This is a genomic window from Streptosporangium nanhuense (assembly GCF_059358815.1).
In genome coordinates this window covers 89,956-113,539 of record NZ_JCADBG010000011.1, presented here as the reverse complement: position 1 = coordinate 113,539, position 23,584 = coordinate 89,956, and the positions used below count along the sequence as shown (strand labels likewise).

Genomic DNA, 23,584 nt, shown 5'->3' with positions numbered 1-23,584 from the left:
AGGGTGGGAAACAGGGAACGCGGGGGAGGCGTCGGCGGCCGTCCGGTGGAGGGCTGCGGACCCAGGTCGGCGGGCCCTCCTTGACCCGGCGGCGTGGCGCCGGTGAGGTCGGCTGCACGCTCCGGCCACGAGCCCTAAGGAAGGCCGCGGAAGTCTCAGCCGGTTCCCTGGCCTGTCCAGGCGTGCAGCTTGTCGGGGTTGACGACCATCCATATCCGGGTGAGCACCTCGTCGCGGGTCTCGGTCGCGACCACCACCACGATGACGCCATCCCTGCGGATGACGGCGCCGGGCCGTCCGTTGACGTCCTCTTCGCTGAACTCCATGCCCGGTTGCCTGCGCAGCAGGCCGAGGAACAGGCGGGCCACCTTCTGGGCGCCGACGACCGGGCGCAGGGCGGCGTGCGCCTTGCCGCCCCCGTCGGAGTGAACGACCACGCCGCGATCCAGCGTGGCGACCAGGGCGTCGATGTCCCCGCTCTCGCAGGCCCGCCTGAACGCGGAGATGACCTCGCGGTGCCGCCCGGCGTCGCCGGCCGGGCGGGCCCGTTCCCCGGCCAGCCTGCGCCGTGCGCTGACGGCGAGCTGGCGGCAGGCCGCCGGACTGCGGCCGGCCACCTCGGCTATCTCGGTGAACGGCATGCCGAAGACGTCGTGCAGCACGAACACGACACGTTCGGCGGGTGTGACCGTCTCCAGCACCATCAGCATGCCCATGCTGACCGACTCCCGCAGCGTCATCTGGTCGGCGGGGTCGGCCATCGAACCGGCGGCGCCGGCCCAGTCGCCGTGGTCGCGCAGAGGCTCGGGTATCCACTCGCCCACGTAGTGTTCGCGCCGCACCCGGGCCGACGTCAGGTGATCCAGGCAGATCCGGCTCGTCACCCTGCTCAGCCACGCGACGGGCGACCTGATCTCGCGCCGCTCCAGCTCGGCCATCGCGTACCAGCGTGAGTACGCCTCCTGCACGACGTCCTCGGCGTCGTGCGCGGAACCGAGCATCCGATAGGCGAGCCCCAACAGGGTCCGGCGCTCGGCGGGAGCCGTGTCGTCGAGGATCCGCACCCCCCGCCGTACTTCGTCTGTCATGCACCTATGACGATATTGCCGGGGCGAATGTGAGGAGCTCGAAAGGGCAGGCGGGGGAGGGGACGCGTATCGCGCACGGTCCGAGGAGACCTCTCGCGAGCTGGGGAGCCGGTGCCGGTCGAGCCGGTGCCGGTCACCTCCGGCCGGCCTCCTCGACGGACTTGAGCACGGCGTCGGCGATCGAACGCGGGTCGACGCCGAAGTGCTCGCGTACGGACTCCCGGGTGCCGGAGAGGCCGAACCCGTCGGTGCCGAGGGAGGTCCACGGCCGGTCGATCCACGGGCTGATCTGGTCCGGCACGGCGCGCATCCAGTCGCTGACCGCGATCACCGGGCCCTCGGTCCCGGCCAGGGCCTGCCGCAGGTAGGGCACCGTGGTGGAGGTCATCGCGTCGCGGCGCAGCTCGCTCCACGAGGTGACCGACCAGACGTCGACGCCCACGCCGTACTCCTCCTGGAGCAGCCGCTGCGCGGCCAGCGCCCAGTGGATCGCGGTGCCGCTGGCGAGCAGGTGGGCCTGGCCGCCGCCGCTGGAGTAGCGGTAAATGCCCTTGAGGATGCCCTCGCGCACGCCCTCGGGCATCGCGGGCTGGGGGAGCGGCTCGTTGTAGAGGGTGAGGTAGTAGAAGACGTCCTCGCCGTCGGGCCCGTACATGCGCCGGAGTCCTTCGCGCACGATCTCCGCGACCTCGTAGCCGAAGGCGGGGTCGTAGGCGAGGCACGCGGGGTTGGTGGAGGCGATCAGCTGGGAGTGCCCGTCGCCGTGCTGCAGCCCCTCGCCGGTCATCGTGGTCCGTCCCGCGGTGGCGCCGATCAGGAATCCGCGGCCGAGCTGGTCGGCCAGCGCCCACATCTGGTCGCCGGTCCGCTGCCAGCCGAACATCGAGTAGAAGATGTAGAACGGGATCATGGCCTCGCCGTGGGTGGCGTAGCTGGAGGCGGCGGCCGTGAACGAGGCCATCGACCCCGCCTCGGTGATGCCCTCGATCAGGAGCTGGCCGTCGACCGCCTCCTGGTAGGACAGCAGCAGGTCCCGGTCGACCGATTCGTAACGCTGGCCCAGCGGCGAGTAGATCCTGGCGGTGGGGAACAGCGACTCCATGCCGAAGGTCCTGGCCTCGTCGGGGACGATGGGCACCCAGCGGCGCCCGGTCTCCGGCTCCTTCATGAGGTTCTTGACCAGGCGGACGAAGGCCATCGTGGTGGCCATCGGCTGCTTGGAGCCCTTCTCCAGGGACCGGAACGGCCCCTCGGCCGGCGCGGGCAGCGGCCGGTGGGAGACGGTCCGGCGGGGGACGGGCCCGCCCAGTGCGCGGCGGCGCTCGGCCACGTAGCGGACCTCGGGCGAGTCGGCCCCGGGGTGCAGGTACGGCGGCAGGTCCGCGTCGAGTGCCTCGTCCGGCACCGGCAGCCCGAGCCGGTCACGCAGCGCCCGGAACTCCTCCTGGGTGAGTTTCTTCATCTGGTGGTTGGCGTTGCGCGCCTCCACGCCTGCTCCGAGCGTCCACCCCTTGACGGTCTGCACGAGGATCACCGTGGGCGCGCCCCGGTGGTCGAGGGCCCGGCGGTAGGCGGCGTGCACCTTGCGCGGCTCGTGGCCGGCCCGCGAGCCGCCGACGACGCGCCGCAGGTCCTCGTCGGAGTACGGCACGTCCAGCCCGTGGAACAGACGCTGCCTGATGTAGTCCCCGGTCGAGGTGGCGAAGGTCTGGAACTGCCCGTCCGGTATCTCGCCCAGCCGCGACACCAGCTCCTCCGAACCGAGCAGCCCGTCCCATTCGGCGCCCCACAGCGCCTTGACGACGTGCCAGCCCGCGCCCCTGAAGACGCCTTCGAGCTCCTGCACGATGCGGGTGTTGCCGCGCACCGGTCCGTCGAGCCGCTGCAGGTTGCAGTTGATCACGAAGGTCAGGTTGTCCAGCCCTTCGCGGGCGGCCAGGGTGAGGGCCGCCGTCGACTCGGGCTCGTCCATCTCGCCGTCGCCGAGGAAGGCCCATACGTGGCTGGGCGAGGTGTCCTTGATGCCGCGGTTGTGAAGGTAGCGGTTGAACCTGGCCTGGTAGATCGCGTTGAGCGGCCCGAGGCCCATGGACACCGTGGGGAACTGCCAGAATTCGCGCATGCTCCGTGGGTGCGGGTACGACGGCAGCCCGCCCTCGGGCTCGCGCCGGAACAGGTCGAGCTGCTCCTCGGTCAGCCGTCCCTCCAGGAACGCGCGGGCGTAGACGCCCGGGGACGCGTGGCCCTGGAAGTACACCTGGTCGTGGCCGCCGTGGAAGAAATGGTTGAATCCGACCTCGTAGAGCCAGGCGGCCGAGGCGTAGGTGGCCAGATGGCCGCCGAGCCCGAGCCGGCTGCCCCTGGTGATCATCGCCGCCGCGTTCCACCGGTCGTAGGCCGCGATCCGCTCCTCCAGTTCGAGGTCGCCGGGGTAGCCGGGCTCCTCGGACGTGGGCACGGTGTTGATGTACCGGCTGCTCGTGGCGAGCCGCTTCAGCAGGTATTCGGCCCGTTCCGGACCTGCCGCCCGGCGGACCGCTTCCAGCGATTCCAGCCATTCCGCGGTTTCCTGCGGGTCAACGTCCTTCTCCATACCACCATTAAACATCCTATGATTGGTCATAGGATGTTTTCGCCGCAATTATGTACCGGTGAAACCTGTCACACGACTCCCGCTCCATGATCGGATCCGGCGGCGTGACGATCTCGTCGAACGGCCGGGCGGACGAGACGATCCCCTCACGCCCTCCGCGATCGCGGCCCTGACCCGCACGAGGTGTCAATTTCACCGGCTCCAAGCGGTGTGACGGTACGGCCTGAGCCGCTTGCCCCGCACGTGCGCGACCAGGTTGCGCCCCAGCAACCGAGCCTGCCGCACCGCGTGCCGGGCGCTGGGCACGATGAACTCCCCCGGCCGGGTCAGGTCCGGCACGGCGGCGCCCTCACCGGCCGCGAACGCGTCGGCGACGCCCGCCACCGTCAGGTACTCGGTGGTGATGATCCGGCCGCCGCGGTCCACCGGCAGCACGCCCTCGGCCCCGTGCGAGCCCGGCGGCTCACCCGCGGCCCACACCAGGGTGCCCGCGTCGAGCCTCGTCCCGTCCGAGAGCACCGCCACCCCGCCGGCCGCCGAGGTCAGCCGGGTGCCGAGCCGCACGTCCGCGGCGCGGCAGGCGAGGATCTCCCGCGGTCCGGGCAGGACGGCGTCACCGGCCTCGACCAGGGTCCAGCTCAGGTCGGTGAGATCGATCGTCTCGTGGCCGGTCAGGGCCTCCTCGGCCAGCACCTGCATCTCGGCCAGCGCCCTGACGCCGGAGAACCCGCCTCCGACCACCACGAACGTCAGCGCCCTGCGCCTCACCCGCTCGTCGCCGGTACGGGCGGCCGAAAGCTGGGCCAGCACGTGGTTGCGCAGGTGTACGGTCTTGAAGCCGTCCTTGCAGCCGATCGTGTGTTCCGCCAGACCCCGGATGGGCGGCCCCTCGGTGATCAGGTCGGCCGTGACGACGAGGATGTCGTACAAGATGGCCCTGGCCGGGCCCTGGGCCGGCCGGAATTCGGCGGTGCGGGCCTCGTGGGCCGTCGGCGTGACATGCCCGGTCAGCACCCGCACCTCCCCGGGCACCTCTGCGGGCACCTCTGCGGGCACCTCTGCGGGCGGGGCGGCCACGGAGCGCGGCTCGACCGTGCCGCGGGCCACGCCGGCGAGGATCGGCCGGTCGTTCGTGGAGCCGCGCGGGTCCACCAGCGTGACGCTCGCCTCTCCGGAGCGGATGAGCTTACGCAGCCTCATGGCACTGTGCGTGCCGACGCACCCGCCACCCACGATCAGAATGTGCTTTGCCACCGCCTGTCTCCTTTCAGGCTCTTCACCTAACGACGGGATGGCACGGCCATGTATAAGGACGTGCGCGTGACCGGCGCGGGAGAACAGGCCGGCGCGGACGCGGGGACGTGAGCCGACGTGAGCCCTGGACGACGTCGGCTCACGTCGTCCAGGGCTCACGTCGTCATGTTCGCGTCGCGCCCGCCGGGGGGTCCTCGTGCCCTCGAAACGCGCCGAGCTTGTCAGGGTTCATCACGATCCACACGTCCGAGACGAGACCCCCGCAGAGGTGCAGGACGACGACCGCGGCCGTGGTGCCGGCCACGCGGACGACGAGCCCCGGGCCGCCGTTGATCGACGCTTCCACAAGGGTCACGTCGGCCTGCCCGCCGAACAGATCGAGGATGTAGCGCGCGGCCTGCTCGGTGCCGCTGACCGGCTGCAGCGGGACGCGGACCCGGCCGCCGCCGTCGGTGATCACGACGACGTCGGGGGCGAGCAGGGCGGTCAAGGCGGCGACCTCGTCCACCCCCTCGCAGGCGTCCTTGAACACCTGGACGACGCGGTCACGCCGGTGGCCGGGCGCCGGAGGGTCCGCCGGTCGGCCGCCGGCCGCGCCTTCCCCGGGACGCGGGCGCCCGGTCGCGTGCGGCGGGCCCGGACGTGCCCTGTTCAGCCGGTCACAGCACAGGCGGCTCGTGACGCTGACGAGCCAGGCGGTCGGCCAGCCGACCTCCTCCTGCATGTCCTCCGGCATCGCGTACCAGCGGGCGTAGGTCTCCCGCACCACGTCCTCGGCGTCGCGCGCCGAACCGAGCAGACGCTCGGCGACCTCACCCAGCAGCCGCCGCTCACCCACGATCGCGCTGATCCCCGCGTCGGCACAGCGCACGGGCCGGTGCGGCTCAGACATGACGCACACGACGACGGCGGACGGGCTCGGCCCGGAGGCGCTGCCGAACCGGCGTCCGGCGGACGCGCCGGTCGTCGATCTCGTCGCGCCGGGCGCCGGGCCGGTCACCGAGTGCGGTGCCGAGTGCGGTGCCGCAGGGCATGCCGTCGGCCGCCCGGATCGTTCCGGACAGGTGGTCCGGCACCGCGTCCGCGTGGCCGCCGCGCAGGAGGCGGGCTTTCCACAGGTGTGTGAGGCTCATGTCCTAACGACGACGCAGGGGCCCTCCGAGTGAGGTGAACACGCGGGGCTCAAGCGGGAGAGCCGGCGAGATCTTCCGGAAGTACCTTAAAAATCATCACATAACGTCGCGCTGTCCCGTCGTACCGAGCGAGGAGCCGGAAGGGGGCGGGTGCGGACCGGTGCGACACGGCAGGCGACCACGACGTCGATCCCATGAACCGGTCGACGACCGGTGGGCCGCGATCCGGGCGGCACCGCCCGTAGCACCCCGCTCGCCGGGCAGAGCCCGGCATCCGCACCGGGAACGAGCCCGTCCACGGGTTCGTGACGGCAGGGGCGGGCGGGTGGTCGAGCGCACATCTCGTGAGGCCCGTCGGCCCCTTCCTCTCCCGTACTGACGGTGACAACGACCCCGGATTCGCGAACAGCGACCGGACGAACGCAGGAGATGATCCGATGCGAGCCAGGATGTTCCGAGCCACCGCGCTCAGCGTGGCCGTGGCCGCGACCCTGTCCGGGGGGATCGCGCCCCCGGCCCACGCCGGCGGTGGAAACGCCACGACCACGGCGCGGACGGCGGGCGGCCCCGAAGTCCCGGGGCGCCTGGTGTCGGCCAGGGCCATCGCCGACCTCGACCCGGTGCTCGGCTCGGTGGCCGGGCGGGCGGATCGGATCACCTACCGGTCCCGGTCGCTGAGCGGTGAGGACATCGTGGTCGGCGGAGCGCTTCTCAAGCCGAAGGGCAGGGCCCCCGAGGGAGGCTGGCCGGTGGTGTCATGGGCACACGGGTCCAGCGGCATCAGCGACCGGTGCGCCCCGTCCAGCGTGCCGAACAAGGACGGCAAGGTCGACCTGTACGGTTACGGCGCTCTGGTCGCGGAGCTGCTGAAGGCCGGTTACGCGGTGGCCGCGACCGACTACGAGGGTCTGGGCACCGCCGGTGAGCATCCCTACATCGTGGCCGACAGCGAGGGCCGTGGCGTGATCGACGCCGTTCGCGCGGCGGTCCAGGCCGATTCGACCCTGTCGACCTCGTGGTTCGCCGTCGGGCACTCCCAGGGCGGGCAGGCCGCCATCGCCGCCGGGGAACTCTCCAGGAGCTGGGGCAAAGGTCTCGACTTCCGGGGCACGGTCGGGCTGGCGCCGGTGACCGACGTCGGGCAGGCCTACAACTACGGTTCGCCCTCTCCGGTGGACCGTGGCTTCTACCTGCTGGCCCTGCACGGCCTGAAGACCGTGCACACCGGACTGCGGTACGAGCGGTTCCTCGGCGGTCAGGCGATGGCCATGCTGCCCAAGGTGGAGACGGACTGCACCGCGAAGATCTGGGAGGACTTCTCGGCCGACCTCGGCGACAAGCTGAACGACTACCAGTTCACCCCGCAGACCCCTGAGGCGGCGCTGCGGCTGCAGGGTTGGCTGGACGCGCAGAGCGTGCCGCGCGGGAGGACTCCGGGCCCGATGCTGCTGCTCCAGGGCGACCGGGACCCGTCCATCAAGGTGGCGGTGACCAGGCAGGCGGTCCGCAACGCCCGCGCGGCCGGCACCGCGGCCGAGTTCCGTCTCTACCCGGGCGAGGACCACTACTCCGTGCTGACCCCCCGCGGCCAAGGCGGCGCGGCCACCGACGTCATCGACTGGCTCGACAGGCACAGGACCCGTTAGCGGCGGGCCGTACACAGATCGGAGTGAAAGTCATGTTGACGGTGCGCGCCGCGAGCGCCAGCCCGTTCACCGCCGTCCGCGACGGTGAACGTGACGCCATCTACGCCGAGCTCCTGAGCACAGGACCCGCCCATCGGGTGGCGGGGCGCTCGGGACCGATCGGATGGCTGATCACCGGGCACGAGGAGGCACGGTCGCTGCTGTCCGACCCACGGCTGGTCAAGGGCGGCTGGCGGTACGGGACGTACGCGGCCAGGTTGCCGCGGGAGCTGGCCCTCGGGGCCTACTCGCACATGCTGCTGGCCGACGGGGCGGATCACGCCCGGCTGCGCAGGCTGGTGACCTCGGTGTTCACCCGGCGCAGGATCGAGAAGCTGGCCCCGAGCATCCAGCGGCTGACCGACGACCTGCTGGCGGCGTGCGAGGGCTCCGACTCGGTCGACCTCGTGTCCGCGCTGGCCCTTCCGCTGCCGATAGGGGTCATCGGCGAGATGCTGGGCATCCCCCCGGAGTCTCGGGAGCACTTCCGGCGATGGACGGCCCCGATCGTCTCGCCCGAAATCCACGGCTACCAGGAGTGCGAGGCCGCCACCGCCGCGATGCTCGCCTTCGCCCGCGACCTGATCGCGAGCAAGCGCCGCGTCGCGCGGGACGACCTGCTGTCCGACCTGATCGCCGCCAGGGACGGCGCCGAGCGTCTCAGCGAGGACGAGCTGACCTCGATGGTCTTCCTGCTGGTGATCGCCGGGCACGAGACGACGGTCAACCTGATCGCCAACGGCGCGCACGCGCTGCTCGCCAGCCCCGGCCAGCTCACCCTGCTCCGCGACGATCCCGGCCTGCTCGAAGCGGCGATCGAGGAACTGCTGCGCCACGACGGCCCGGTGCAGACCACGACGCCGTACGTGGCGGCCGAGCCGATCGAGGTGGGCGGCGTGAGGATCGAGGCGGGCGAGACGGTGATCATCGCGTTGCAGGCGGCCAACCGCGACCCGGCCCACTTCCCCGAAGGCGACCGGCTCGACCTCACCCGTCGAGGCACCCCGCACACGGCCTTCGGCCACGGCATGCACTACTGCCTCGGGGCGCCCCTGGCCCGCGTCGAGGCCCGCATCGCCCTTGGCACACTGCTGGCCCGCTATCCCCGCCTGCGACTCGACACCGGCCCCGGCGCCGTGACCCGCTACCCGTCCATGGTCATGAACGGGCTCGACGCCCTGCCCGTACACCTGCGCTGAGTCTGGACGGCGTCAAGGGCTCTTTGCCCGCGACGGGGGATGAACATGGCGCACAGCGGCATAAATCGGGCAGTGGTACGCCCCCTGGATCGTGAAGGAGTGCCGTAATGCCACCTGACCGGGAGCAGGCCGTCCCCTCCCTGCGCCTGATCTTCGACGGAAGCGGCACCGGCGTGCTCGACGAGCGCGTCACCCTGGTCAACATCGCGTTCAGGATGCTCGGCTCCGCCAACGACGCCGAGGACGTCGTGCAGGAGGCCTACGCGCGGTGGTACGCCCTGTCCGGCGAGGCGCGGAGCGAGGTCCGGTCGCCGGCCGCCTGGCTGGTGCGGGTGACCTGCCGGATCTGCCTGGACCAGCTCGGCTCGGCCCGGGCACGCCGGGAGCGGTACGTGGGGGACTGGCTGCCCGAACCGCTCCCGGACGAGGCCCGGTGGACCAGCGCCGGGAAGTCCCGGCCGGGCGATCCCGCCGAGCAGGTGAGTCTCGACGACTCCGTCAGCATGGGTGTGCTCGTCATGCTCGAATCCGTCACCGCCGCCGAGCGGGTCGCCTTCGTCATGCACGACGTCTTCGACCTGCCCCACACCGAGATCGCCGAGATCGTGGGGCGCAGTCCGGCGGCCTGCCGTCAGCTGGCCGCCTCGGCCCGGCGCCACCTGCGGTCCGACCGGCGCCGCGCCGTGACCGCCCACCAGCATCGCGGCATCGTCTCCGCCTTCAGGAACGCCTGCGAGCACGGCGACTTCGACGGCTTGATCAGCCTGCTCGACCCCGAGGTCCGCGTGCGCGCCGACGGCGGGGGAAAGGCCCGCGCGGCTCTACGCCCGATCCTGGGCGCGGAGAAGACCGCGCGCTACTTCCTCGGCCTGTTCCACAAGCGGTTCGCCCCGGAGATCGTCGAGGAGAACGTCAGCGGCCACCCCGGGCTGGTCGGCTACGCCGACGGCGAAGTCCACGCCGTCATGGCCATCGCCGTCCGGGACGGCCGCATCACCGACATCTGGCGGATCGTGAATCCGGACAAGCTCCACGCCTGGAACGGGCCTGAGCAAGATCGCAGCGCGGCTGACCGGCGTTGACGGCGCCCGCCCCCGTCTCACCGAAGATCGTCAAGGCATGCACCGAGAAGGCGCCCCGGGAGCCGGCATACGCCGGTCACGCCCGCGGCGAGACGATCGGATCCCGCGAGCCGACGTGGCAGCCGCCCGCGAGTGCCCATCGCGTCCGGCACCCGCTCGATGGCCCTCACGGTAAATCTTTTCGGCCGTACCCCGAACGTCATCACAATCGGCGGTCCTGTTCCGTCGAAGAGGAGAGGACCGAAGGAGACGGGGGGATGAGGAGAGCGCACAGTGCTCATGGGCGACGGTGTGGACGATGTGTCGGCACGTGAGCATGGGGGCGCGTTCGTGGGGAGCACGACAGGGCGACGCGGCGACGCGTGCGGGCCCGGTTCGGCCCCGTCCCGCGCTCTCGGCCTGACGGCCGTGACGCCGGGGACCGGTGCACGGGCCGGCCCGTCGCGTCGCCGGGCCGGGAGCGCGCGTGCCCGAGGACGAAGTCGTTTCGCGGGCCGGCGCCGTGGCCCCCTGATCGCCTCCCTCCTTGGACCACTTCCGGGTACACGAGAAAACGGGGACGGCCGTATGACGAATCGCGGGATCGAGCAGCAGCAGCTCAGAGCGGGTCTTTTCGGTCCGGGGGACATCGGTGGGCCGATGGCACGGCACATCGCCGAGGATCTCGACGACCTCGGCGGGACCTGCCGTTCCGTCGACGTCGACGTCGACGGACCGCACGGCATCGCGGTGCGGGCCGGAACGCGGGAGAGCCGTCGTGCCGCCTGACCGGGAGCAGCCCCCCTCCTCCCCGCACCCGATCTTCGACGAGCACACCGCCGTGATGATGGACGAGCGCGTCACCCTGGTCAACATCGCGTTCAGGATGCTGGGCTGCGCGCATGAGGCCGAGGATGCCGTGCAGGACGCCTTCGCGCGATGGTTCGCCCTGTCCGACGAGGCGCGGAGCGAGATCCGGTCACCGGCCGCCTGGCTGGTGCGGGTGACCTGCCGGATCTGCCTGGACCAGCTCGGCTCGGCCCGGGCGCGCCGGGAGCGGTACGTGGGGGACTGGCTGCCCGAACCGCTGCCCGACGACTCCCGGTGGGCCAGCACCGGCAGGAACAGGTCCGGCGATCCCGCCGAGCGGGTGACTCTCGACGACTCCGTCAGCATGGGCGTGCTCGTCATGCTCGAATCCGTCACCCCCGCCGAGCGGGTCGCCTTCATCCTGCACGACGTCTTCGACCTGCCGCACACGGAGATCGCCGGCATCGTCGGGCGTACCGCGGAGTCCAGCCGCCAGCTCGCCGCCTCGGCCCGGCGCCACCTGCGGTCCGACCGGCGCCGCGCCGTGACCGCCCACCAGCATCGCGGCATCGTATCCGCGTTCAAGAACGCCTGCGAGCAGGGTGACCTCGACACCCTGATCAGCCTGCTCGACCCCCAGGTCACCGTGCGCGCCGACGGCGGAGGGAAGGTCACGGCGGCCCGGCGCGCGATCCTCGGTGCCGGGAAGACGGCGCGCTACTTCCTCGGCCTGCTCCGGAACGGGTTCGCCCAGGAGCTCACCGAGGAGAACGTCAACGGCTGCCCCGGGCTGGTCAGCCATGTCGGCGGCGAGGTCAACGGCACCGTGGCCTTCGCCGTCCGCGGCGGCCTCATCACCCAGATCTGGGTGATCGTGAACCCGGACAAACTCCACGCCTGGCAGGAATCCGGCCTCTGAGGGCCGTGCCTCTCCGTGTCTCTCCGTGCCCCCCGTGCCCCCCGTGCCCCTCCGCGGGCCGTCGGCGTCGGCGGCCCGAGCCTCGGCACGATCGAACACCCCGATCCTCATCACATTCGCCCGGCTCATTTCGTCTTACTGGCAAGGCGTGGCCAAGGCAAAGGTGGAACGACGATGAGAGCCGACTCGCTGGCGCGGGCACTCGACGAGCGGGTCGGCGGGGCCGGCTTCGTGAAGAAGGCGATGCGGAAGGTCTTCCCCGACCACTGGACCTTCCTGCTCGGGGAGATCGCGCTGTACTCCTTCGTGATCATCTTGGTCACCGGCGTCTTCCTCACGCTGTTCTTCAAGCCCTCGATGCGGGAGGTCGTCTACGACGGCGTCTACGTGCCGCTGCGCGGGGTGACGATGAGCCAGGCGTACGCCTCCACCCTGGAGATCAGCTTCGAGGTGCGCGGCGGCCTGGTGATGCGGCAGATGCACCACTGGGCCACCCTGCTCTTCCTCGCCTCCATCGTGGTCCACCTGCTGCGCCACTTCTTCACCGGCGCCTTCCGCAGGCCGCGCGAGCTGAACTGGCTGATCGGCGTGACGCTGTTCGCACTGGTGATGCTGAACGGACTGTTCGGCTACTCGCTGCCCGACGACCTGCTGTCGGGCGCCGGGTTGCGCATCCTGCACGGCGTGCTGATCTCCGTCCCGCTCGTGGGGACGTACCTGGCGACCTTCCTGTTCGGCGGCGAGTTCCCCGGCCACGACATCGTCTCCCGCCTCTACAGCCTGCACGTGCTGCTCATCCCCGGCCTGCTGCTCGTGCTCATCCCGCTGCACGCGGTGGTGATCACCTGGCGGCAGACGCACACCCAGTTCCGCGCCAAGGGGCTGAACGACCGGGTGGTGCGCGGCGCGCCGTTCTTCCCCGCGTTCATCGGCAAGACGACGGCGTTCTTCCTGTGGGTGGTGGGCGTGGTGGCGCTGCTGGCCACCCTCTTCCAGATCAACCCCGTCTGGCTGTACGGGCCGTACGTGTCGAGCGCGGTGAGCGCGGGCTCCCAGCCCGACTGGTACATGGGTTTCCTGGAGGGCGCGCTGCGGATCATGCCGCCGTGGGAGCTCACGGTCTTCGGCCACACGGTGTCGATGAGCGTGCTGCTCCCCGCGCTGGGCGCGCCCGGGCTGCTCTTCACCGCCATCGCCCTCTACCCGTTCGCCGAACGCTGGATCACCGGTGACCGCGCCGTGCACCACCTGCTCGACCGGCCGCGCGACGTGCCCATCCGCACCGCGCTCGGCGTGGCCGGCATCGTCTACTACGGGGTGCTGTGGCTGGCGGGCGGCAACGACCTGATCGCCGTGCACTTCCAGATCTCGCTGTACGCCACGACCTGGATCTTCCGTGTCGCGATCGTGGCCGGGCCGGTGCTGGGGTTCGTCGTCACCCGGCGGATCTGTCTGGGCATGCAGGCGCGTGACCGGCACGTCGTCGAGCACGGCGTGGAGACCGGCGTGATCGTGCGTGACCCCGAAGGCGGGTTCAGCGAGATCGAGCGGCCGGCGACGGAGGAGGAGACGGCCGTACTGGTGCCGCCGGCCGCCCCGGCGCCCTCCGTGCCGCCGGCCGGTGGCGTTCCGCCCACGGTCGCGCGCCGGGTTCGCGACGAGCTGCAGCGCTCCTGGCACCGCTGACCGGCACGCGCGGCCGGACCACGTCCCGGCCGAGTCGTTCCCCGGTGGTGACGGAGCCCCCCGTGGCGGCGGCCACGCGGGTGTGGCCGATCCGTTCGCGGCAATTCATCCCGGGCTTCGTGAATGGCGGCGCATACGGAAGGGCGTATATCTCTGACGATTCAGCGAACGGAAATGTGAGGTCCGGCGAGTATGAGATATGACCTACTGACCGACCGAGGGAAATGGTCATTCATTTCCTATACTGAAGACATGAACAATGAAAACAATCGGCGCGCGCTAATCGTCGGAATGGGAATCAGCGGTATGGCGACGGCGATCCGGCTGCGTCAGATCGGCTGGGAGCCCGTCATCGTCGAACGGGCGCCGCGGCGCAGAAAGGGCGGCTATTTCGTGCTGCTGTGGGGAGCGGGGCGCGCCAGCGCCGAGCGGCTGGGGCTGGGGCCCGGCGTGGCGGACCACACCTCTCCCGACACCGTTCACTACGAAGTCGACCGGCACGGCAACAGGACCAGCATGGCCATTCTCGGTAATCTCCCGGACGGCCCGCGCATGATGCGCCGGGGCGAGGTCGAGGACGCCGCGTTCGAGGCGCTGCCCGACGACGTCGAGATTCGCTTCTCCACCGTCCCGACCAAAATCGAGCAGGACGACGACGGCGTCGACGTGACCCTGCACGACACCTTGGGCGACGAGACCGTGACCGAACGGTTCGGCCTGGTCGTCGGCGCGGACGGGCTGCGGTCGACCGTACGCAGGCTGGTGTTCGGCCCGCACGAGCGGTACATGCACCGGATGGGCGGGATCACCTGCGCGTTCCAGCTGTCGAAGCCCCTGCCCGGCCTCGCGCAGGAGGACACCGCCGTGCAGCTCGACCCGGACCGCGGCCGCGCGATGTGGGTGTTCGGGTTCCAGGACATCATCCCCACGGTGATGCTCACCTACCGCAGCGACGACATCGACGCCGAGTTCCGGCTGCCTCCGGCGAAGCGACTGCGCCAGGTCTTCGGTGACCGGCCGACGGGCAAGCTGCTCGGCGCCGTCCTCGACGAGGCCGACACCGTGGAGGACATCCTCTTCGACTCGGCCGAACAGGTGCGGATGGACTCCTGGCACCGGGGCCGGGTGGTCCTGATCGGTGACTCGGCGTGGTGCGTCACCCTCTACGCCGGGATGGGCGTCTCCGCGGGGCTGGCCGGATCGGACCTGCTCGGCACCATGCTGCAGCGGCATCCGGACGACCTCGAAACGGCGATGACCGAGTGGGAGCGCAGGCTTCGGCCGGCCGTCACCGATTGGCAGGGCTCTGCCGAACCGATGCGGCAGTGGTTCAACCCCTCTGGCCGCCGCGAGGCTCTCGTACGCCATTTCTGGACCCGAGGCGAGGAATGGCCGGTCATCGGCCACTATGTCCGGCAGTTCTTCATCCGCGGCAGGATCGCGAAGAACGCGGACATCGCGGCGGCCTGAGCCCGAAGGAGTCGCGGTGACCGAGCTCGTGCGGCACGACCCGGCCAAGGTCGCGCGCATCCTCAAGGTGACGCGGGCGCTGGTGCTCCGCCACGGAGTGCGGGGCATCAGCGTCTCGGAGATCACCCGGCTGGCGCACATCGGGAAGGGGACGCTCTACCTGTACTGGCGGACGAAGGAAGACCTGATCGCCGAGCTGATCGTCCGCGACTTCCTCGACGCGGCCGAGTACCTCCCCGATCTCGGCGCCGACGTCGAGGCCGTGTGGCCGCACCGGCTGTGCTGGGGGATGATGCGGACCACCCTGCTGGGTCACCCGTTCGTGCGCGCGGTGCAGGAGGCCGACGTGCACATGATCGGACTGCTCACGGAGCGGGAGGAGACCCGGCGCCTGCTCGACCTGCTCGGGCCCGGTGTCCTGTCCCGTGACCTGCTCGAGGTGTGGCGCACCTACGGCCTGGCCAGGGACGACTGGACCTTCGCGCATCAGACGTACGCCATGCGTGCGCTGGTGGGCGGCTTCCTCGGGCTGATGACGGGGGCCGACGCGGGGGCGCTCGACGACCGGCGGACGGTGTTCGAGGCGAGCGTACGCGCCCTGCTCTACCCGCCCGGCCGGACCGGGGCCGAGGTCGCCGAGGGCGCCGAGGGCGCCGATGTCCCGGCCGCGGCGGCCGCGGCGCTCAGGCTGCTGAACGAGCGCCGCGCCTTCGTGCGGCGCCTGCTGCCCCCGGACCGGTGACGCGCGAATTCGGGCACCAGCGGCCGGCCGAAGGGGTCGGCGCGTCCTTGAGCGGCCTCGTCGGCGGGAGCCTCTACCATCTGTTCGAGACCGCCGGGTATCTTCCCGGATTCCGGCCGGCCATCGCCGCCCAGTCCTGCTGTTGCCGGTGATCGTGCTGCTCGCGGGCCGCCGGGTCGTCGCCGCCTGACGATGTCGGGGGCGGCGTCGAGGACGGTGTCGAGGGCAGGGTCCGGTACGGGCGTCCGCCGCCGCGATCGGCTCCGAGGCCGTTCCGCCCGGAGAAAGGGAGATCACGATCATGAAGGTGTTCCAGATCGGCGCCGCCGGAGGCGTGGGGCGCCGGCTCGCCCGCCTGCTCAGTGCCCGGGGTGAGCAGGTCACCGGCATGCACCGCGACCCCGCGCAGGCGGAGACCGTGCGCGCGGCCGGTGCGACCCCGCTGGCCGGGGACCTCGTGGACGACTCGGTGGAGGAGCTGGCGCGCAAGCTCGGCGGGCATGACGCCGTGGTGTTCTCCGCCGGAGCCCACGGCACCGGCCTGGACAGGACCACCGCGATCGACGGCAGGGGCCTGGAGAAGGCCGTGGACGCCGCCGCCGGGGCCGGGGTGTCGCGGTTCGTGCTCGTCTCGGCGTTCCCGGAGGCCGGGCGCGGCCCCCAGAGCTCGGAGGGCTTCGAGCACTACATGAAGGTGAAGAAGAGCGCCGACGCCTACCTCGCCCGCACCGGCCTCGACTGGCTCATCGTCCGGCCGGGGACTCTCCTGGACGAGCCCGGAACCGGCCGTGTCACCGCCGGCCTCGCGATCGAGTACGGAGGCGTGCCGCGCGACGACGTCGCGGCGTTCATCGACGCCGCCCTGCGCGAGCCGGCCCTGAACCGCACGATCGTCGAACTCACCACCGGCCAGACCCCCGTCGCCGACGCGATCGCCCTGCTCGTGACCCCACCGACGAGCCGGCCCCCCTCCTGAGCGCCGACCACCCGGCAGAGAGCACGGTGACCGCGACGGCGAGCTCGGTGGCGAGCTCGCCGCGCCCGGCGGCGGCACCCGCACATCGCGGGAGCGGGGCACGGCTAGGGTCGCGACATGCGCATCGTGTCGTTGTTGCCCGCCGCCACCGACATCGTGGCGGTGCTCGGGCTGGGTGGTGACCTGGTCGGACGGACGCATGAGTGTGACTGGCCACCCGAGGTGGTGGAGGGGGTGGCGGTGGTCACGGCGGCGGAGTTCGCCGCGGACCGGATGAGCAGCAGGGAGATCTCCGACGCGGTGGGCGGCGCCGCCCACCGGGGCTCGTCGCTGTACACCCTCGACGTGGAACGCCTGGCGGCCCTGGCCCCCGACGTGGTGCTGACGCAGGACCTGTGCGAGGTGTGCGCGGTCTCCTACACCGGGGTGTCACGGGCGGTGCGGCTGCTCGACTCCGGCCCGCGGGTGATCAGCCTGGAGCCGCGCACGCTTCCCGACGTGCTGCGTTCCATCGAACACCTCGGCGAGGCGCTCGGGGTGGCGCACGTGGCGTCGCGGCGGGTCGCCGAACTGGAGGAGCGGCTCGCGGCGGTGCGGTCGGCGGTCGCGGACCGGCCGAGACCGCGGGTGGCGGCGATCGAGTGGCTGGATCCGCTGTGGCCCGCCGGTCACTGGGTTCCCGAGCAGATCCGGGCGGCGGGTGGTGAGCCGTTGCTGGCCGAGGCTGGCGAGCACACCGCCGCCATCGACTGGGAGAGGATCCGAGCCTCCCGGCCCGAGGTGATCCTGCTGATGCCCTGCGGCTTTCCGCCCGAGCGCACGCGAGCGGAGTGGCCTTCGCTGACCCGTCTTCCGGGCCGGGCCGACCTGCCGGCGGTCCGCGCGGGCCAGGTGTGGGTGCTGGACGGCCCGGCGTACTTCAACAGGCCCGGCCCGCGCGTGGTCCGGGGGGCGGAGGTCCTCGCCCAGGTGCTCCACGGGGTACGCGCCGGCGCCCCCGTCGAACGCGGGGAAGCTCACCGGATCTGACACCGGCGGTGAGGGGCGCGGAGGCGAACGGGGACGGCACGCAAAGGATCTCATTTATTGTTTTCTAATTTCTGGAAAATCCAGTGTTAGGCTTCCCGGCATGCAGGAGCCCGGCGCGGTGACGCCATGCAAACACTGCGGGACGCCGATCGAGCAGCGGCCCGGGCGGGGGCGGCCGAGGGCGTACTGCGCGCAGGGGAACTGCCAGGCGGTGGCCAAGCGCGAACGCGAGATGCGGCGGGCGACGCCGGGGCTCGAGGGGGCGCTGGCCAGGGCCGAGGAGTTCTACGAGCGCATGGAGAAGGGGATGATCGCGGCGATCGCCCCGCTGGCGCAGGTGCTGTCCGAGGAGCTGAGCCCGGCCGGGGTGGAGGCCAAGGTGAGCGCGGTGCAGGCCGAGGCGCACACCCGGGTGGCGATCGCGCGCGCCGAGCGGGAACAGGCCTTCGAGCAGGTGCGCCTGGCGCGGGAGGCTTCCGAGCACGCCCGGCGCGAGCGGGACGCGATGGCGCGCCGCGTGGAGGAGGCCAACGCCGAACGCGACATCGCGCTGGCCGACGCGGAGACCGCCAGGGAGCAGGCGCTCGCCGCGTTGCACGAGGCGGCCAGCACCGAACGCCGGGCCAGGCAGGCCGAGCAGGAGGCCACCCGCAGGGCCCAGCGGGCCGAGGCCGCCCGCGACGCGGCACTGCGGGAGATGGCCGAGCGGGTGGAGAGCGCCGAGACCGACGCGCGCCGGGCCGAGGCGCGCGCCCTCCACGATCAGGAGCAGTCCGGCCAGGCGCGGGCCGAGTGGGACCGGGCGCTGGAGGAGACCAGGAAGGCCCTGGAGGCCAGAGGCCAGGCCGAACGCGTCGCCTCGGCCGCGTCGGCGCGCGCCGACGCGGCCGAGGCCGAGCGGGACCGGGCGCTGGCCCGCGCCGACGCCGAGGCGACCGCGCGCGCCCAGGCCCTGGCCGAGGCGGCCGAGGCGCGTGCGCGGGCGGAACGCGTGGACAAGCAGGCGGCCGAGCTGGAGCGGCGGACGGCGCGACGGACGGCCAGGGCCGAGGAACGAGCCGCCGAGAAGATAGCCGAAGCGGGGGAGCGGGCGGCGGCCACAGCCGCCGAGGCACTCGCCGAACGCGACGAGGCGCGCATGCGGCTGGCCATGGAACAGATGCGCCTGACGGACCTGCGCGAGCAGATGGAGGCGCTGCGCGCCGAGGCCGCCCATCTCAGGGAGCGTGCGATCACCGCGGAGCTGCGAAGGGAAGGCGCGATCGCCACGGAGGCGGGGGCGCCGTAGCGTTCACCGGACACCCCTTTGGGAACCCACCGGATCACCGGCCCGCCGAACCCCGGCGCCCCCGAGTCGACACGCGGGGACGTGTTGCGCCGCGGGGTCCACGGGGTGACCGGCGACAGCGTGTGCGCCGCCGCCACGCCGGCCACGGTGGACAACGCGTCGGTGCTGTGCGGGCAGGGCGCCGCCCAGGCGTGCTTTCGCGTGATCAGGTGTCGCCTGTTCGATGCGTCCGGATCGGGCGGCTGTCACGGAGCCCGGTCGTCGCCGCGCCCGGCTCGTGCGAGACGCGGTCGTCGACCGGTGGGAACGGTGTCCCGCTCTTGAAGCCGCCTCGAATCCCCGAAAGGATTTGTGAGCCAGATCACGGTTGAGGTTGACCTCGGGTCAGGGTGCAAGCTCGGCGCAGCGGCGCGACGCCGACCGGACACAACGGATTCGAAGGAGCACACCATCATGTCCCTCCCCCTTTCCGGCCAGGACAAGAGCACCCCGCGGAGCGGCGCGGACGGCGGAGCCGTCACAGCGGCGGCCGCCGGGCAGGATCGCCCGGAGCTGCGGAAGGTGATCGAGGAGATCGTCGATTCCGGTTTCACCGGGGTGTCGCTGCGCGTGCACGACGAGCGGGGCGAATGGGCCGGCAGCGCCGGGGTGGCCCGGCTGGGCGAGACCGCGAAGCCGCCGGTGAACGGGCACTTCCGGATCGGCAGCGCCACCAAGACCTTCGTCGCGACCCTGGTGCTGCAGCTGGTGGCCGAGGGCAGGATCGGGCTGGACAGCCCGGCGGCGGACCACCTGCCCGGCTTTGCGCTGGACGAGCGGATCACCGTGCGGATGCTGCTGCGGCACACCAGCGGGGTGTTCAACTTCACCGGCGAGGTCCAGCCCGACGGGACGGTCGTACCGGGGATCCTCATCCCCTACGGCACCACGGGCGGGGAGTGGGTGGACGACCGGTTCAGGACCTACCGGCCGGAGGAGCTGGTGGAACTGGCGTTGTCCAGGCCGGCGCGGTTCGAGCCGGGGACGGGCTGGAGCTACGCCAACACCAACTACGTGCTGGCCAGGTTGCTGATCGAGAAGGTCACCGGGCGCTCGTTCGCCGAGGAGCTGCGGCGGCTGATCCTGGAGCCGCTCGGGATGCCGGGCACCGTGGCGCCGGGCACCTCATCGGAGATCCCCGAGCCGCACGCCCACGCCTACTACCGCCACGAGGAGGCCGGTGAGGAGAAGACGGTCGACGTCACCCGCCAGAACCCCTCCTGGATCTCCGCCGGCGGCGACATGATCTCGACCACCCGGGACCTCCGCACGTTCTTCTCCGCACTGCTGGGCGGAAGGCTCCTGCCCGCCCCGCTGCTGGCCGAGATGTGCGCCCCGCACCCGACGGGCATCCCGAACATGGACTACGGCCTGGGCGTGTTCGTGGTGACCACGGACGACGGCGGCACCGTCATCTCCCACAACGGCGCCGTCGTGGGCCACGCGGCACTGATGTACGGCACACCCGGCGGCGGCAGGACCCTGACCGCCGCGCTGAACTGCGTGGACGACGCCGGCCTGTCCATCGCGGCAGCGTTCCAGAACGCCCAGCGAAGGCTCCTCGACGAGGTGTTCGGCGGCGGGCGGGCCGATCCGGCCCAGCCGACGGGCTGAGCACCCATGACCGGCACGCCTCCAGGAGCGCCACCTTCCGGTCGTGCGTCAGGCGGAACGCCGACCGGGGCCATATCGAACCCGCCGAGCCCTGTCCACATGCCCGGCCGTGGCGCAGGTGGTCGCCGGGACCGGGCACAGGGCAGGCTGAGCGGATGAGCAACGGGGTCACGATCGGGCAGGCGGCGGCGTTCGTCGGCGTCACGGTGAAGACGGTGCGGCACTACCACAAGCTTGGCCTGGTGAAGGAGCCGGAACGTGACGGCTCCGGCTACCGGCGGTACGGATCGGCCGACCTGTTGCGGCTGGTGCAGGTCCGGACGCTGGCCGCCGCCGGGGTGCCACTGGCCGGGATCGGGCCCCTGCTCGACGCCGACGCCACGCTGTTCGCCGCCGCGCTCGCCGACGTCGGACGGCAGCTCACCGAACGGATCGAGGAGCTGACCGCGCGGCGTGACACACTGCACCGGCTCGCCGACGGTGACCGGGCTCTGCTGGGCGACCGCGCCGTGGCGCTGCTGGAGCGGATGCCCGGCCTCGGGTTCCCCGCGGACGAGGTGGCGGCCACCAGGGAGGGCTGGGTGCTGGCCAAAGCCCTGGTGCCGGAAGGCTTCGACGACTACCTGGCCCATTTCGAGCACGCCCTGCGGGACACCCGGCTCGTCGCCCTGACCAGGCGCGCGGCCGAGGCCTCGGCCTGGGAACCGGACGATCCCCGTGTCGCCGAGCTCGCCACCGCCGTGGCCGACCACTACCTCGCCGACCCCGCCCTGCTGAAGACCGTCACCGGTCTGCAAGCCCGTACCGAGGCCGCGACCCGGTACACGCTGATCGCCCGCCACGGCGAAGAGCAGACGCCGGCCGCGGCGCGGCTGGCCGAGCTTTTCGGGACGAGGCTCCGCGCCGCCGGTATCCGCATCCCCGGACCGGACTCCCATTGATCATGCCGCGCTCCGGCCCTTCGGCCCGGCGACCGGCCGGGGCCCTGCGGGCGGACACCGCTGGAGCGACCGCACGGCGTCACGCCGGGGTGGGCGCGACGCGGCCTCAGGGTTCGCGGGCGCGGAGGTAGGCGTCCAGGTCGGCGGCGCCCCCGAGCATGGCGCGACCCCGGGTCGACAGGCGGCCCTGCCAGTCGCGCAGGGTCGACTCCAGCGGGGCGACGCCTCCGGCGGAGCGGACCTGGGCGATCAGCGGGGCGATCCGCTCCAGCAGGTAGCCGCCCCGCCTGAGCTGGTGGGCCAGCCGGACGTCCCGCACGTCGGTCGCGCTGTAGATCCGGTAGCCCGTCCGCGGGTCGCGGCGCGGCCGGACCAGCCCGGCGTTCTCCCACTTGCGCAGGGTGGCGGGGCGGATGCCGAGCCTCCTGGCCAGCGGGCCGATGAACGTGTCGCCGCGCTCCTGCGGCACGGGAGCCAGGTCGCGGAGCGCGGCCTCGACGGCCTGGAGGGTGCGGCGGTCGTCGAGGAGCTGGCCGTGGCTCTCGTCGATGAGCCGCAGCGCGTCCTCGGTGGCCCCGCGGTTGACCGCCCGCATGATCGACGTGGCCGTCTGGTGGCCGTGCCCGGGCAGGAGGGCGAGGAACGCGCGCAGGGCCTGCGCGTGCAGCGGCGTGTAGGTGCGATAGCCGTGGGCGGTGCGTTCGGCGGCGGGCAGGACGCCGGCGTCCTCGTAGTTCCTGATCGCCTGGGTGGACAGGCCGTGCTCGCGCGCCAGGTCCACTGGCCTCATGGATGCATCACCGTTTGAAGGTCCGTCGCGGTGGGGGCGGGAATTTTCGGGAAAAGTTTACACCGAATGTTCAACGATACCGTTGAAGGCATGGACATCAAGGACATGGCCCGGCCGTTCGACGGCGCCGGCGTCTCGGCGTTCCTCCGCTCGCTTCCCGCCGAACCCCTGTTGCTCGGCCTGGGCGAGGCCAGGCACTTCGTGGGGGAGCTGGGCCAGGTGCGCAACGAGATCTTCCGGCACCTGGTCGAGCACGAGGGCTACCGGTCGTTCGCCATCGAGAGCGACTGCCTCATGGGTCTCGTGGTCGACGACTACGTCACGACGGGCGCGGGCACGCTCGATGACGCCATGGAACGCGGCTTCAGCCACGACTTCGGCGCCTCACCGGCCAACCGCGAGCTCGTGCGCTGGATGCGCGCGTACAACGAGGAGCATGACGGCGAGCTCCGGTTCTTCGGCTTCGACGGCCCGCTGAACTACTGGGCGGAGAGCCCGCGCCGGGCGCTCACCGCCCTCCACGCCCTCCTCGACGGCCCTCTTCCCTGCACCGTGGAAACCCTCGACGCCTTGCTCGGCCCGGACGAGCGGTGGACGGACGAGGCCACGGTCATGGACCCGTCCCGGTCGATCGGCCGGTCCGCCGACGCCCAGCGGCTGCGGCTGCTCGCCGACGACCTGGTGGCACTGCTCGACACGCAGGCGCCGCGGCTGAGCCCGCACGACCGGGAGCGGGCGGAGCTGTACGGGCGCACCGCCGTCGGCCTGCTCCGCTACCACTCCTGGATGGCCGACACGTCCCCCGCGCGGATAGGGCGGCTGTCGGCCCTGCGGGACGCGATGATGGCCGCCAACCTGCGCGCCGTCGCCGAGCGAGGCCCCGCCCTGGTCTTCACCCACAACCTCCACCTGCAGCGGAACAAGAGCCTCATGTCGTTCGGCGACCAGCAGTTGGAGTGGTGGAGCGCGGGGGCGGTCACCGAAACCCACCTGGGTGACCGGTACGCCTTCCTGGCCTCGGCCTTCGGCACGGTCGGCGACGACACCCCGCCCCCGGACACCGTCGAGGGCATCCTGTCCACGCTCCCGTGGGAGCACTCTCTCATCGACGCCCGCCGCCTGGCCGAGGCCCTCGCGAAGGCCGTCACGGAGCCCGCCCCGCGCGTCTCCCACGATTTCGCCTATTTCCCGCTGGACCCGGCCCAGCTCGACCTGATCGACGGCGTCGTCTTCCTCAAGCAGGCCGTCAGGCTGGGGTGACGGGCGC

General features: G+C 71.9%; 20 protein-coding genes. 14 read left to right on the top strand and 6 right to left on the bottom strand.

The features are described 5' to 3' along the window. Positions 1-155 precede the first annotated feature (155 nt). The 5 genes from sigJ (AC5L38_RS21855) to AC5L38_RS21835 form a co-directional block, all read right to left on the bottom strand. Entirely contained in the window at positions 156-1,088 is a 933-nt protein-coding gene (sigJ, locus tag AC5L38_RS21855) for an RNA polymerase sigma factor SigJ (RefSeq protein WP_495244675.1), read from the bottom strand. A gap of 133 nt (positions 1,089-1,221) precedes the next feature. Further along, positions 1,222-3,681, bottom strand: a complete 2,460-nt coding sequence (gene aceE, locus AC5L38_RS21850; protein ID WP_495244674.1) for a pyruvate dehydrogenase (acetyl-transferring), homodimeric type — start codon at positions 3,679-3,681, stop codon at positions 1,222-1,224. Positions 3,682-3,873: 192 nt separating this feature from the next. Then, positions 3,874-4,935: an NAD(P)/FAD-dependent oxidoreductase gene (locus AC5L38_RS21845; protein ID WP_495244673.1), complete on the bottom strand. Its 1,062-nt coding sequence runs from the start codon at positions 4,933-4,935 to the stop codon at positions 3,874-3,876. Positions 4,936-5,098: 163 nt separating this feature from the next. After that, positions 5,099-5,827 carry a sigma factor gene (locus AC5L38_RS21840; RefSeq protein ID WP_495244672.1) on the bottom strand — a complete coding sequence of 243 codons (729 nt, stop codon included), beginning with the start codon at positions 5,825-5,827 and terminating at the stop codon, positions 5,099-5,101. Beyond that, positions 5,820-6,068, bottom strand: a complete 249-nt coding sequence (locus tag AC5L38_RS21835; RefSeq protein ID WP_495244671.1) for a hypothetical protein — start codon at positions 6,066-6,068, stop codon at positions 5,820-5,822. Before AC5L38_RS21835 ends, AC5L38_RS21840 begins: the two co-directional genes overlap by 8 nt. 437 nt (positions 6,069-6,505) lie before the next feature. Between AC5L38_RS21835 and AC5L38_RS21830 the strand changes: the two genes are divergently transcribed. From AC5L38_RS21830 to AC5L38_RS21770, 13 genes are all read left to right on the top strand, one after another. Further along, entirely contained in the window at positions 6,506-7,714 is a 1,209-nt protein-coding gene (locus AC5L38_RS21830) for an alpha/beta hydrolase family protein (RefSeq protein ID WP_495244670.1), read from the top strand. A gap of 32 nt (positions 7,715-7,746) precedes the next feature. Further along, positions 7,747-8,952, top strand: coding sequence for a cytochrome P450 family protein (locus AC5L38_RS21825; RefSeq protein WP_495244846.1), 1,206 nt, complete (start codon positions 7,747-7,749; stop codon positions 8,950-8,952). Positions 8,953-9,059: 107 nt separating this feature from the next. Beyond that, positions 9,060-10,034, top strand: coding sequence for an RNA polymerase sigma factor SigJ (gene sigJ, locus AC5L38_RS21820; protein ID WP_495244669.1), 975 nt, complete (start codon positions 9,060-9,062; stop codon positions 10,032-10,034). Positions 10,035-10,601: 567 nt separating this feature from the next. Continuing rightward, on the top strand, positions 10,602-10,802 hold the full coding sequence (locus tag AC5L38_RS21815) for a hypothetical protein (RefSeq protein WP_495244668.1): 201 nt from the start codon (positions 10,602-10,604) through the stop codon (positions 10,800-10,802). Next, positions 10,792-11,742 (top strand): RNA polymerase sigma factor SigJ, encoded by a 951-nt coding sequence (gene sigJ / locus AC5L38_RS21810; RefSeq protein ID WP_495244667.1) that lies wholly within the window; start codon positions 10,792-10,794, stop codon positions 11,740-11,742. Before AC5L38_RS21815 ends, sigJ (AC5L38_RS21810) begins: the two co-directional genes overlap by 11 nt. 174 nt (positions 11,743-11,916) lie before the next feature. Beyond that, the gene (gene qcrB, locus AC5L38_RS21805) at positions 11,917-13,428 is read left to right on the top strand and encodes a cytochrome bc1 complex cytochrome b subunit (RefSeq protein ID WP_495244666.1); all 1,512 of its coding nucleotides are present in this window, start codon (positions 11,917-11,919) and stop codon (positions 13,426-13,428) included. 252 nt (positions 13,429-13,680) lie between these two features. Further along, the gene (locus tag AC5L38_RS21800; protein WP_495244665.1) at positions 13,681-14,898 is read left to right on the top strand and encodes an FAD-dependent monooxygenase; all 1,218 of its coding nucleotides are present in this window, start codon (positions 13,681-13,683) and stop codon (positions 14,896-14,898) included. Positions 14,899-14,914: 16 nt separating this feature from the next. After that, entirely contained in the window at positions 14,915-15,640 is a 726-nt protein-coding gene (locus tag AC5L38_RS21795) for a TetR/AcrR family transcriptional regulator (RefSeq protein ID WP_495244664.1), read from the top strand. 301 nt (positions 15,641-15,941) lie between these two features. Continuing rightward, positions 15,942-16,616, top strand: coding sequence for an SDR family oxidoreductase (locus AC5L38_RS21790; RefSeq protein ID WP_495244663.1), 675 nt, complete (start codon positions 15,942-15,944; stop codon positions 16,614-16,616). A gap of 117 nt (positions 16,617-16,733) precedes the next feature. Continuing rightward, on the top strand, positions 16,734-17,645 hold the full coding sequence (locus AC5L38_RS21785; RefSeq protein ID WP_495244662.1) for a cobalamin-binding protein: 912 nt from the start codon (positions 16,734-16,736) through the stop codon (positions 17,643-17,645). 118 nt (positions 17,646-17,763) lie between these two features. Then, complete coding sequence (locus tag AC5L38_RS21780) at positions 17,764-18,933, top strand: hypothetical protein (protein WP_495244661.1); 1,170 nt, start codon at positions 17,764-17,766, stop codon at positions 18,931-18,933. 453 nt (positions 18,934-19,386) lie between these two features. Beyond that, on the top strand, positions 19,387-20,586 hold the full coding sequence (locus AC5L38_RS21775; RefSeq protein ID WP_495244660.1) for a serine hydrolase domain-containing protein: 1,200 nt from the start codon (positions 19,387-19,389) through the stop codon (positions 20,584-20,586). Positions 20,587-20,741: 155 nt separating this feature from the next. Continuing rightward, on the top strand, positions 20,742-21,527 hold the full coding sequence (locus AC5L38_RS21770; RefSeq protein WP_495244659.1) for a MerR family transcriptional regulator: 786 nt from the start codon (positions 20,742-20,744) through the stop codon (positions 21,525-21,527). Between the two features lie 106 nt (positions 21,528-21,633). Here the strand turns inward: AC5L38_RS21770 and AC5L38_RS21765 are convergent, their stop codons facing one another. Further along, positions 21,634-22,317, bottom strand: a complete 684-nt coding sequence (locus tag AC5L38_RS21765) for a TioE family transcriptional regulator (RefSeq protein WP_495244658.1) — start codon at positions 22,315-22,317, stop codon at positions 21,634-21,636. Between the two features lie 90 nt (positions 22,318-22,407). Between AC5L38_RS21765 and AC5L38_RS21760 the strand changes: the two genes are divergently transcribed. Beyond that, complete coding sequence (locus AC5L38_RS21760) at positions 22,408-23,577, top strand: erythromycin esterase family protein (protein ID WP_495244657.1); 1,170 nt, start codon at positions 22,408-22,410, stop codon at positions 23,575-23,577. Positions 23,578-23,584 lie beyond the last annotated feature (7 nt).

Bases quoted from the DNA above. Each gene is read 5' to 3' on its own strand.
- AC5L38_RS21770 (WP_495244659.1), top strand. From the start codon at position 20,742: ATGAGCAACGGGGTCACGATCGGGCAGGCGGCGGCGTTCGTCGGCGTC.
- AC5L38_RS21775 (WP_495244660.1), top strand. From the start codon at position 19,387: ATGTCCCTCCCCCTTTCCGGCCAGGACAAGAGCACCCCGCGGAGCGGC.
- aceE (WP_495244674.1), bottom strand. From the start codon at position 3,681: ATGGAGAAGGACGTTGACCCGCAGGAAACCGCGGAATGGCTGGAATCG.
- AC5L38_RS21785 (WP_495244662.1), top strand. From the start codon at position 16,734: ATGCGCATCGTGTCGTTGTTGCCCGCCGCCACCGACATCGTGGCGGTG.
- AC5L38_RS21840 (WP_495244672.1), bottom strand. From the start codon at position 5,827: ATGTCTGAGCCGCACCGGCCCGTGCGCTGTGCCGACGCGGGGATCAGC.
- AC5L38_RS21835 (WP_495244671.1), bottom strand. From the start codon at position 6,068: ATGAGCCTCACACACCTGTGGAAAGCCCGCCTCCTGCGCGGCGGCCAC.
- AC5L38_RS21830 (WP_495244670.1), top strand. From the start codon at position 6,506: ATGCGAGCCAGGATGTTCCGAGCCACCGCGCTCAGCGTGGCCGTGGCC.
- sigJ (WP_495244669.1), top strand. From the start codon at position 9,060: ATGCCACCTGACCGGGAGCAGGCCGTCCCCTCCCTGCGCCTGATCTTC.
- AC5L38_RS21815 (WP_495244668.1), top strand. From the start codon at position 10,602: ATGACGAATCGCGGGATCGAGCAGCAGCAGCTCAGAGCGGGTCTTTTC.
- qcrB (WP_495244666.1), top strand. From the start codon at position 11,917: ATGAGAGCCGACTCGCTGGCGCGGGCACTCGACGAGCGGGTCGGCGGG.
- AC5L38_RS21790 (WP_495244663.1), top strand. From the start codon at position 15,942: ATGAAGGTGTTCCAGATCGGCGCCGCCGGAGGCGTGGGGCGCCGGCTC.
- sigJ (WP_495244675.1), bottom strand. From the start codon at position 1,088: ATGACAGACGAAGTACGGCGGGGGGTGCGGATCCTCGACGACACGGCT.
- AC5L38_RS21760 (WP_495244657.1), top strand. From the start codon at position 22,408: ATGGACATCAAGGACATGGCCCGGCCGTTCGACGGCGCCGGCGTCTCG.
- AC5L38_RS21825 (WP_495244846.1), top strand. From the start codon at position 7,747: ATGTTGACGGTGCGCGCCGCGAGCGCCAGCCCGTTCACCGCCGTCCGC.
- AC5L38_RS21800 (WP_495244665.1), top strand. From the start codon at position 13,681: ATGAACAATGAAAACAATCGGCGCGCGCTAATCGTCGGAATGGGAATC.
- AC5L38_RS21765 (WP_495244658.1), bottom strand. From the start codon at position 22,317: ATGAGGCCAGTGGACCTGGCGCGCGAGCACGGCCTGTCCACCCAGGCG.